Below are 10442 nucleotides of genomic sequence, written 5' to 3' on the forward strand. Positions count from 1 at the left end.
ATAGCCGAAGCTGTCGTCGAGGCTGGTCGCGCCTCGTCCTTGTCCTGGCTGAGAAAGGCTCGACCAAGGGATTGAGAGACGGATGGCGCGATCGACGATCGGATCGGCTCCGGCCGCGGTAGGCGCCGATGCGGATCAGCTCCTCCATGTTCGAATAGGCCGGCCATGGTTTGGCGGGCCGCCTTGACGATCTCGCGCTCATGCGGAGCTGGCAGCCGGGCATGGTCCGCGAAATGGACTTCAAGACATTGATCGCCGGAAAGCGCCCGCGCGCTCGGCGATCGAGCGTTCCATGACGATGTGGCCGTCGAGAATGCCCCGGGTGGCGTCGGCGATCGGCTCGTTGTGGTCGTCGCCGTCGACCAGGACGGTGAACAGGGCGGTGATCGGCGCGGCGACGCTGCCGTCGGGGCGGATCGGGCCCGGCCGGCGCGCTCGAGCAGCTTGGGCAGCTCGGTGAAGACGGTGGGCGTATAGCCCTTGGTGGTCGGCGGCTCGCCGGCGGCCAGGCCGATCTCTCGCTGGGCCATGGCGAAGCGCGTCACCGAGTCCATCAGGCAGAGGACCTCCTGGTCCTGTCGCGCAGATATTCGCAGATCGCCAGGGTCATGTAGGCGGCCTGGCGGCGGGTCAGGGCCGGCTCGTCCGAGGTGGCGACCACGACGATGGCCCGCTGAGGCCTTTCCTCGCCGAGGGTCTCCTCGATGAATTCGCGCACCTCGCGGCGCCGCGTTCGCCGATCAAGCCGACACGACGGCGTCGCAGGTGGCTTCCTTGGCCAGCATCGACAGCAGCACTGACTTGCCGACCCCAGAGCCGCGAAGATGCCCAGGCGCTGGCCCGGCAGGTGGTGGTGAAGACGTTCATCGACCGCACGCCCAGATCCAGGCGCTCGCCGACCCGGCCGCGGGCGTGGGCCGGCGGGGGCGGCGTCTTCAGGGGATAGGGCACCTCGCCCTGCGGCAGCGGCCCCAGCCCGTCTATGGGCTCGCCAAAGGCGTTGATGACCCGTCCCAGCCAGGCCTTGGTCGGACGCACGCTGGCGCCCTCGGGCATGATGCGGATCTCGGCGCCGGGGGCCACCCCCTCGACGGGTCCAAAGGGCATCAGCAGGGCGCGGGTTTCGCGAAAGCCCACCACCTCGGCCGGCAACACCGGCAGGCCCAGCCGGTCGATCTCGACCCGCGCGCCGACGGCCAGTCGCGTCAGCCCGCCGCGCGCCTCGATCAGGAGGCCGTTCACGGCGGCGACGCGACCGGAAATGGTCAGCGGATCGATACGTTCGACGGCGGCGATAAGGCTACGCAAGGCGGCTCTCGAGAATGAGCCCCCATCCTCGACCGACAGCGTTAACCACCTGTGAAATTAGGCATGTCGGCCGGGCGGTTTGGCGGTCGAAAAGGTCGCAGCCCGCGATCTGGCGAAATTGCCTGGCCCGACCGGGCCGCCCGCGAAAACTTGGGGAGCCCTTCGCGACAGAACGCCGCAATGCCGCCGCAAATAGTCGGCGAAACCACTCGCAACCCTTAACAGACTTGACTGTCCGGACCCCGTCTTAACCAAGGATTTTGAGCGTTCGGGGGGGCCGGAAGTCAGCTTGACGGCGACCCAGACTCGCCCTGCGACCAATCCGACCAACGCCCTCAGGGCGCCTTGCACCCGATTCGCAAATCAGATTAACCATTCTGCCAACGGGATCGTTCACCAGTTAACCTGTCTTAAATTAACTCTCTGGCAGAGTGTGGACGGGTTTCATCGGGCGAGCTTCGCCTTGTCATAAATAATGCCGCCGTTTCGGCGGGGAGGGCCGTATGCGCGTACTGTTGATCGAGGATGACAGCGCCACGGCGCAAACCATCGAACTGATGCTGAAGTCTGAAGGCTTTAACGTCTACACGACGGATCTGGGTGAAGAAGGCGTGGATCTGGGCAAGATCTACGACTACGACCTCATCCTTCTGGACCTCAATCTTCCGGACATGAGCGGCCTGGACGTTCTGCGCACCCTGCGGGTCGGCAAGGTCAATACGCCGATCATGATCCTCTCGGGCTCGTCGGAAATCGACACCAAGGTGAAGACCTTCTCGGGCGGTGCCGACGACTACATGACCAAGCCCTTCCACAAGGACGAGATGATCGCCCGCATCCACGCGGTCGTTCGTCGCTCCAAGGGCCATGCCCAATCGGTGATCAAGACGGGCGACATCGTCGTCAATCTCGACGCCAAGACGGTCGAAGTGAATGGCAACCGCGTTCACCTGACCGGCAAGGAATACCAGATGCTGGAGCTGCTCTCCCTGCGCAAGGGCACGACCCTGACCAAGGAGATGTTCCTCAACCACTGTACGGCGGCATGGACGAGCCCGAGCTGAAGATCATCGACGTCTTCATCTGCAAGCTGCGCAAGAAGCTGGCCGCCTCGGCCCAGGGCAAGCACCATATCGAGACGGTCTGGGGCCGCGGCTATGTGCTGCGCGACCCGAACGAGCAGGTCGCCGCCGCCTAGGCGCTCCTCGGCCCGACGACGACGAAACCCGAACGACAAGAACGCCCGCCTTTTGGTGGGCGTTTTTCGTTGTGGATCATGGACTTATTCACTTCCGTGACAAAACGACCGAAGCGGCGAATAGTGCTTGCCCTGTGAGGGCTCGCCCTGCATTTTCCGGCCCGACGCTTGCTGGGGGGCTTCCAGGTCGTGTCATTCTCGAACGCACGGCATCGCTACCGAACGGGGGCTTGATGCAGGAATTTGATCCGCGACGTCCGACCCTGCGCTTGGCGCCGCGGCTGTTCACAGCCGTCGCCGGGCTGGCCGCCCTCGCCCTGGGTTGGAAACTGACCGCCGCCGAGGTCGCCGCCCCGATCGTCGAACGCGCGCCGCTCGACGCCCAGAGCCTGGCCGACCTGCAGCACCTGGCCTTCGCCCGCGCCGAGGCCCAACCCGGTTTTGACCGTCCCCAGTCGATCCCCGTCAAGGTGCGCCCCGGCGAGACCCTTGAAGGCGCCGTTTTGCGAGCCGGCGTGGCCCCGGGCGAGGCCCGTCAGGTCGTCGCCGCCCTCCAGGGCGCCATCGACACCGTCAACATCAAGGCCGGCATGGCGTTCGAGGCCGCCATCGCCCAGCGGCGCGGCGATCGAAACGGCCCCGGCGGCCCGGCCCGTCTGGTCGGCCTGTCGATGCGGACCGGCCCCTCCTCGACACTCACCGTCTCGCGCACCTTCGACGGCGCGCTGAAGCTGCGCGAGCTCGAGGAAGAGGTCCGCGACGAGACCAAGGTGGCTTGCGGCGAGATGAAGGGGTCGTTCTACGAGAGCGTCGCCAATGTCGGCGGCACCCCGGCGGTGATCAGCCAGGCGGCCAAGCTGTTTTCGCACAAGATCGACTTTTCGCGCGACATCCACGAGGGCGACAAGTTCTGCCTGGTGTTCGACCGCAAGGTCACCGAAAGCGGCCGCACGATCGAGGCCGGCGACCTGGAATATGCCGAGGTCAAGGGCCAGCGCTTCTACGCCTTCGACCGTCGCGGCGACGCCGAAGGCAAGTCGCAGTTCTTCGACGGCATGGGCAAGAACATCAAGGGCTTCCTGCTGCGCACACCGGTGGACGGGGCGCGTATCACCTCGACCTTCGGCGCCCGCCGCCACCCCATCCTGGGTTATAATCGCGCGCACAAGGGCGTCGACTTCGGAGCCGGCCAAGGCACGCCGATCCTGGCGGCCGGCGACGGCGTCGTGCTGGAGGCGCGCCGCTGGAGCGGCTATGGCAACTGGCTGCGCATTCGCCACGCCGGCAAGTGGGACACCGGCTATGCCCACATCTCGCGCTACGCCCCCGGCATCCGGGCGGGCTCGCATGTCCGCCAGGGCCAGGTCGTGGCCTATGTCGGCTCGACCGGCATGTCGACCGGGCCGCACCTGCACTATGAGGTCTGGCTCAACGGTCAGCGGGTCAATCCGATCGGCGCCAAGGTGCCGCAGGGCACCATCCTGTCGGGCGGCGAGCTGGCGGCGTTCCGGGCCAAGAAGGCGCGCATCGACCGCATGCTGGCCAATGGCGGCGGCGAGATCGAACAGACCGACACGCCCAAGCTGGCCCTGGCCGAACTGGGGGTTCGGACGAACCCAGACTGCGCTAGGCCACACCGGGTCGGATCCGGGCCTCGCCCCCGGACGACCTGCCGCCGCTGACGGGATCGCGGGGCCAATCGGCCTTCATGAGGCCGTTTGTATCGCCTGGCCCCATCTGAGCCGCATTGTCGCGCGACAGGACCGAGCCGCTTGCGCGATCGCTGCGGACAAGGTCGCGGCGTCGGCGAGGCGCGGAGCGAACCAGGGACTGCCCCATGTCGACCCCGTCCGCGTTTAATCCGATGTCCGGCAACCCCTTGCTGGATCGCGACGATGTCGCGCGGGCGATGGGGGATCTCCACGCGCCGCTCAAGGCCGCCATGGGCCCCGACGGCGCCTCGCTGAAGGTCGACGGATCGGGGGCCTTCTTCCAGGACCGCATCATCGGCCTCGAGGCCTTCGCCCGACCGCTCTGGGGCCTGGCCGCCCTCTCGGCCGGGGGCGGGGCCGTGGACTGGGCTCCCCTTCGCCGCGGCCTGATCAACGGCGTCGATCCGGACCATCCGGCCTATTGGGGCGCCGAGACCGCCTCCGCTCAACGACGGGTCGAGCTGGCGGCGATCGGTTTCGCCCTGGCCCTGGCGACCGACCAGTTCTGGACGCCCCTGAGTTCCGAGCAGCAGTCGAGGGTCGGGGACTATCTGCTGGCGGCCCGGCAGGCCGTCTATCAGGACAATAACTGGAAGTTCTTCCGGGTCATGCTCGACCTGGGCCTGGCCGCCGTCGGACTGGGGGACGACCCCGGAACCGAGGCCTGCCTGACGGCCCTCGAAGCCATGCACCTGGAGGGCGGCTGGTATCGCGACGGGCCCAAGCCCCAGGTCGACTGGTATGTCGCCTTCACCTTTCAGTTCTACAGCCTCATCTATATCGCCCTGGCCAAGGGCGACGCCGAGCGCAAGGCCCGGTTCGAACAGCGCGCCCGCGCCATCGCCCTGGACCTGGCCTGGTGGTTCGCCGATGACGGCGCCGCCCTGCCCTTCGGTCGCAGCCTGACCTATCGATTCGCCTGCGCCGGCTTTTGGGGGGGCCTGGCCTTCGCCGGGATCGAGGCCCTGCCCTGGGGCGTGATCAAGGGCTATTATCTGCGCCATCTGCGCTGGTGGAGCCAGCAGCCCATCACCCGCCGCGACGGCCTGTTGAGCCTCGGCTACGCCTATCCCAATAGCGAGCTGACCGAAGTCTATTCCTCCCAGGCCTCGCCCTACTGGGCGTTCAAGGCCTTCCTGCCCCTGGCCCTGCCGGCCGAGCATCCGTTCTGGAGCGCCGAGGAGACGCCGGCCGACTCCGCGCCGGCGGTGCGCAGCCTCCCGGCCCCGGGCATGGTCATCGCGCGGTCTCCCGGTCAGGTCATCGCCCTGTGCGGCGGCCAGGCCAACCGCGCCATCCGGTTCGGGGCCGAAAAGTACAACAAGTTCGCCTACAGCTCGCGCTACGGCTTCAGCATCGAGGGCGACCTGCGGCGCTTCGACCGGGCCATCGTCGACAACATGCTGGCCTTCAGCGAGGACGGCTATGACTATCGCGGCCGGCATGGCGACGAAGAGGCCTTGATCGCCGGCGACCTGATCTGGGCCCGCTGGCGCCCCTGGCGCGACGTCGAGGTCGAGACCTGGCTCTATCCCGACGGGCCGCTGCATGTGCGCCTGCATCGCATCACCACCAGCCGGCCGCTTCAGACCCGCGAGGGCGGCTTCGCCATCGCCCGGACCGATCCTGGGAAGGCCCGCGTCTGGGTCAGGTCCGGCTCGGCCGTCGTCCAGACCGCGAGCGACATCAGCGGGATCATCGCCCTGGATCCGGGATCGCGGCGCATGGGCCGCCTGCTGCAGGCCCTGCCCAACACCAATCTGATGGCGCCGCGCACCTTCGTGCCGCTGCTGGTCGACGAGATCCCCGTCGGCACGAGCACGTTCAGCGTCGCGGTCTATGCGGTTCCGTCGGCGCTGGGCCAGAGGCCGGCCCGGCCGACACGGCCCGACATCGCGGCCCTGGAGCGACGGATCCGGGTCGAGGGGCGGCCGATCGGCGCGATGGGCCACCCCCGCCCCAAGGCCTAGTCGACCCCGGCAACCGCCAGCAGCGCCGCCAGCCCGACCTGCATGCCCTGCAGGGTCGGGGCCTTCTCGACATCGATCCATTCGTCCAGGGCGTGGGCCCGGTCGCCGCGGCCGCCGGCCCCGATGGTCACGGCCGGCACGCCCAGGCTCATCGGCAGGTTGGAATCGGTCGAGGACGCCTCGTGCTGCGGCGTGAAGCCCAGGGCGGCGATCGCCGCCTCGGTCAGGCCGACGATCGCGGCGTCGGCGGGCGTCCGGCCGGCCGGGCGCTCGCCGATGACCTTGGCCTGATAGGCGACCTTGCCGGCCGAGGTGTCGCGGGCGGCGTTCTCGTCGGCCACGGCCCGATCGAGGATCCCGATCAGGGCGGCGTCCAGCTTGGCCAGTTCGGCGGCGCTTTCCGAGCGCAGGTCGAACTGCATGAACACCTCGTGCGGGATCGAATTGACCGAGGTGCCGCCGCCGGTGACGCTGGCCGAATAGGTGGTCTTGGGATCGGCGGGCGGCTGGAGGGCGTAGAGGTCGACCACGCTCCGGGCCATGGCGGTCATCGGATTGACGGTTCCAAAGGCCCCGTAGCTGTGTCCGCCCGGCCCCGTGAAGGTCACGTGATAGCGCTTGGACCCGGTGCCGCGATCGATCAGCCGGCTGGGGTCGGAGCCGTCCATCGAGAAGAAGGCCGAGATCCGCCCGGCATAGGCCCCCGTCTTGAACAGGTAGCGCACGCCGCGCAGGTCGCCGGGCCCCTCCTCGCCGACATTGCCGACGAACAGGATGTCGCTGCGGGTCTTGATCCCGGCCGCGTCGAGGGCCCGCATATAGGCCAGCAGGGTGGCCAGGGCGCGGGTGTCGTCGCCGATGCCGGGGGCCATCAGCCGCGTGCCCTCGCGCCGGACCGTCACGTCGGTGCCCTCGGGAAAGACGGTGTCGAGATGGGCGGCCAGGACCACGAACGGCCCCTTGCCCTTGGTCGCCGTCCCGGCCCGCACGCCCATCACATTGCCCTCGGCGTCCATGGCCACGTCGCTCAGGCCATGGGCCTTGAGCATGTCCATATAGGCCTTGGCCCGGGCCGCCTCCTTGAACGGCGGGGCGGGAATCTGGGTCAGGGTGACGATGTCGCCGACCGTGCGCTCATGGTCGGCGTCCAGCTTGGCGACGGCGGCCTTGAAGGCCGGCGAGCCGACGATCTTGCCCACCGTGGCGGCGGGCGGCGACCGGGGCGCGGCCAGGGCGGGCCCGGCCAGCAACCCCGCGCCGAGAACGATCATCACGGCCGAGCGGCGCAGTGAACGGATCATAGGACATCCCCCGAAACTCAAGCGCCCAGCCTAGGGCCCGCGCCCTCCGCTGTCATCCCGCCGAAGGCCTAGACACGGGTTGGCGGCCTCGCCGGTCTGAGCGGCGAGTTGGGGAGGCGGCGGAGCGTCCGGGCCAGGCCCGGAGGTGGGTGAGTGGAGTACCGTTTCGGCCGGGGCCGGAGCGCTCCGCGCGGTTGTTATCCCTCTGGCCGGGGCGCGCGGGTCTGGTTCAACCCTTTACCCCATCCGGACAACCGCCTTCGAAACCGGACCCAGCCATAGGCTGCAAGCCAGGTTTCTCCCGGCGGCCCCGGAGCGGACCTTCGGACGGGCGGAGGCTTTGGCCTTCCTCCGATGGACAGGTTTACGTCCCCTGTCCTCGCTTTAAGCCGGCCGGCGCGGACTGTCGTCCGACCGGCGGCCCCGCTCAACCGCCCCCACCGCGCGTTCGGTCGCCAGCTGGACGCCCTCCCCTCGCGATGGAGCGAGGAGAACTATGGGGCCGCCTGGGAGGGGGCTGCGTCGATTTTGGATATCCCCGGGGGTCGGGGACGTAGGGCGTTGAAGTTGTTGGGGCTGGGGGACGGTTATCCCCGTGGGGGCGGGGGGATGGGGACTGAATTGCGCCAATCGACCTTGGCATCGCTCCAGTCCCCAGACATTCAGATGTCTACGCTGAGGGCAGCGCCCCCCTCCTGACGTTCGCTACAGCCAGATCCCCGGCGGCTGAAGCCGAGTAGCGGACCGTCGACACCTGCCCGAACCCGGACATGCGTCGTGGATCGCCTGGGCCTCATCGGCAGCAAGAGCCTTGTTCCCCAGAGCCGACGCGAGGACGCCGCAACAAGCAATCCCTGGCGTCTTCCGAGAATTGAAAAACAAGCGTCGTCCTGCGAGCGGGGCCGTGGGGAAAATGCCTGTCTAGTTGCGCGGCTCTGGCGTTTGGCGCTGTCCGGAAGGCGCGTGTTGCGGCAAGCGCGGCAAGTTACCGATCATGCCGTCGGGACGCGCCTTGGCGAGCATGCGCTGGTAGGCGGGCCGGGCCTCGATCTTGACCTTCCAGGCCGCGATGTTGGGGAATTGCGAGACCTCGACCAGGTTCAGGCCCGTGGCCGCGTTGAGCGGGAACATCATCATGATGTCCGCGCCAGAGAACGCCGAACCGCCGAACCAGGGATGCTTGCCCAGGAAGTCTTCGGCGAACTGGACGACGGCCTCGGAGTCGACGAGACGCGAGCGCTGCTTGGGCGGTTGCGCCATCCAGGCCCGATAGTCGGAGAACAGGCGCGCCGCCAGACTGCCCTCGGCGAAGTGTATCCACATCAGGTAGTCGGGATAGTCCCGGCTATCGAGGGCGGGCTGGAGTTTGCCGGGCGCGTGGCGGTTCAGGATCAGCTCGATGATCGCGCCGGACTCCACCAGGACCTGATCGCCATACTTCACGGTCGGCGCCATGGGCACCACGGGGCTGAATTCGCGGATCATCGCCATGGAACCGGCCAGGTCGCCGCGCTTGAACTTCAGGTCGTAGGGGAGACCGAGCTCTTCCATCAGCCAGACCAGCCGTTCAGACCGGCGGCCCTCCAGATGATAGATCGTCACCTGCGGCATCCGCGTGGCGGGCTTGGCGCTGGCCTTCGACGCCAAGAGCGGCGCGGCGGCTAGGCCGGCCAAGGCGCCCAGTGACGCACGGCGTCCCATAAGCTTGTTCATGTGGCTCTCCTCGAAGCGTGGCTTGGTTGAAGAAAAAATGGGGCGAGCCGGGGGCTGACCACGCCGCTCGCGCCGGCGCGATCCGCCTCGCCCCGAGTGCGCCGATTGCAAGGGCGCGGCGCGAGCAAGACTTAGAAGGCTACGTCGAGGCTGACCCCCACCCGGCGCACCGAATCCGGGCTGAAATACTGGGCGTAGCCGCCGGGATTGAGCCCGGTGACCGGCGACGGCGTGATCTGGGCGGCGTAGCGCTTGTCGAGCAGGTTGCTGGCATAGAGCGCCAGGCTCCAGGCCTTGTCCGGCGCGGAGACGCCCACGCGTCCGCCCAGCAGACCGTAGGCCTTCTGGATGGCCCCCGGATCGCCGCTGATGGCGTAGTTGACGTCGCTCTGCCAGTTCCAGTTGGCTTGGACAAAGCCGCGCAGATCCGGCGTCAGGGGACGGTCATAGACCGCGCTGACACCGTAGACCCAGTCAGGCACGCCCGCGATGCTCAGGCCCTTGGCGTTGAAGAAGCCGTCCAGCGAGTTGGGATTGGCCGGCGGCGCGCTGCAGGGCCCGCCCTGGGCGATCTTGGGCTGACCGAAATAGCACTGCACGCCGTTGAAGTCGGCGTAGCGGGCGTGGGTGTAGGCGAGCCCAGCGGTAATGCTCAGCCCGGCCATCGGCCGCGCCATCAGGTTGGCCTCAACGCCTTTCGTCTTGATCTCGCCGGCGTTGGTGATCCGCGAGGAATAGGTGGCGCTGGTCAGGTCGGAGACCTGGGCCTGGAAGTTCTTGATCGTGGTGCTGTAGACGTTGGCGTTGAGGATCAGGCGACGGTCCAGGAACGCCCGCCTTCATCCGGCTTCGTAGCTGGTCGGGATTCCGGCTGCACGCGCTGATCGCCACGGCGGTGGCCGCGCTCAGGCCGCTGAAGCCAGGGCCCTTGTAGCCGCGCGACACCGTCGCATAGGCCATGATGTCGTCGCTGAAATTGTAGCGGGGACCGATCCGCCAGGAGAGGTTGGTGTTGTCGACGGCCTGGTGCCAGCTTCAGCGTCACCGACGCCTGGGATGTAGACCGCGCCCGGCGTCGGCGCCCGGCGATAGTCCAGGGTGATCTCGTCGCGCGTGATGCGCGCCCCGGCGATCAGGTCCAGCTTGGGCGTGATGTGGCAGGCCCACCTGGCCAAAGCCCGCCAGGCTGGTCGAGTTAATTGTCGTTGACGGTCGAGGTCTCGAAGATCGTGCCCAGCGG

Annotated in this window: 5 protein-coding genes and 2 pseudogenes; 3 read left to right on the top strand and 4 right to left on the bottom strand. The window is 68.0% G+C overall.

Going from position 1 to position 10442, the window contains the following annotated elements:
• Positions 1-1308: pseudogene (gene fliI / locus CSW58_RS02910) on the bottom strand (flagellar protein export ATPase FliI); the annotation flags it as partial.
• Between the two features lie 503 nt (positions 1309-1811).
• Between fliI and ctrA the strand changes: the two are divergent.
• The 3 genes and pseudogenes from ctrA (at position 1812) to CSW58_RS02925 (ending at position 6188) form a co-directional block, all read left to right on the top strand.
• A pseudogene (ctrA, locus tag CSW58_RS02915) lies at positions 1812-2506 on the top strand (response regulator transcription factor CtrA).
• Between the two features lie 233 nt (positions 2507-2739).
• The gene (locus CSW58_RS02920) at positions 2740-4188 is read left to right on the top strand and encodes a peptidoglycan DD-metalloendopeptidase family protein (RefSeq protein ID WP_099446237.1); all 1449 of its coding nucleotides are present in this window, start codon (positions 2740-2742) and stop codon (positions 4186-4188) included.
• 155 nt (positions 4189-4343) lie between these two features.
• Positions 4344-6188 (top strand): DUF2264 domain-containing protein, encoded by a 1845-nt coding sequence (locus tag CSW58_RS02925; protein WP_099446238.1) that lies wholly within the window; start codon positions 4344-4346, stop codon positions 6186-6188.
• Here the strand turns inward: CSW58_RS02925 and CSW58_RS02930 are convergent.
• The 3 genes from CSW58_RS02930 to CSW58_RS02945 all read right to left on the bottom strand — a co-directional run bounded on the left by CSW58_RS02930 (position 6185) and on the right by CSW58_RS02945 (position 10029).
• Positions 6185-7459, bottom strand: coding sequence for a M20/M25/M40 family metallo-hydrolase (locus CSW58_RS02930; protein WP_369825061.1), 1275 nt, complete (start codon positions 7457-7459; stop codon positions 6185-6187). The genes CSW58_RS02925 and CSW58_RS02930 overlap by 4 nt on opposite strands.
• 951 nt (positions 7460-8410) lie before the next feature.
• A complete protein-coding gene (locus CSW58_RS02940) occupies positions 8411-9202 on the bottom strand; it encodes a glutathione S-transferase family protein (RefSeq protein WP_099446240.1) in 792 nt (263 codons plus the stop codon).
• 131 nt (positions 9203-9333) lie between these two features.
• Positions 9334-10029 carry a TonB-dependent receptor domain-containing protein gene (locus tag CSW58_RS02945; protein ID WP_143755059.1) on the bottom strand — a complete coding sequence of 232 codons (696 nt, stop codon included), beginning with the start codon at positions 10027-10029 and terminating at the stop codon, positions 9334-9336.
• Positions 10030-10442 lie beyond the last annotated feature (413 nt).

Source organism: Caulobacter sp. B11, from assembly GCF_002737765.1.
Lineage (GTDB): Bacteria > Pseudomonadota > Alphaproteobacteria > Caulobacterales > Caulobacteraceae > Caulobacter.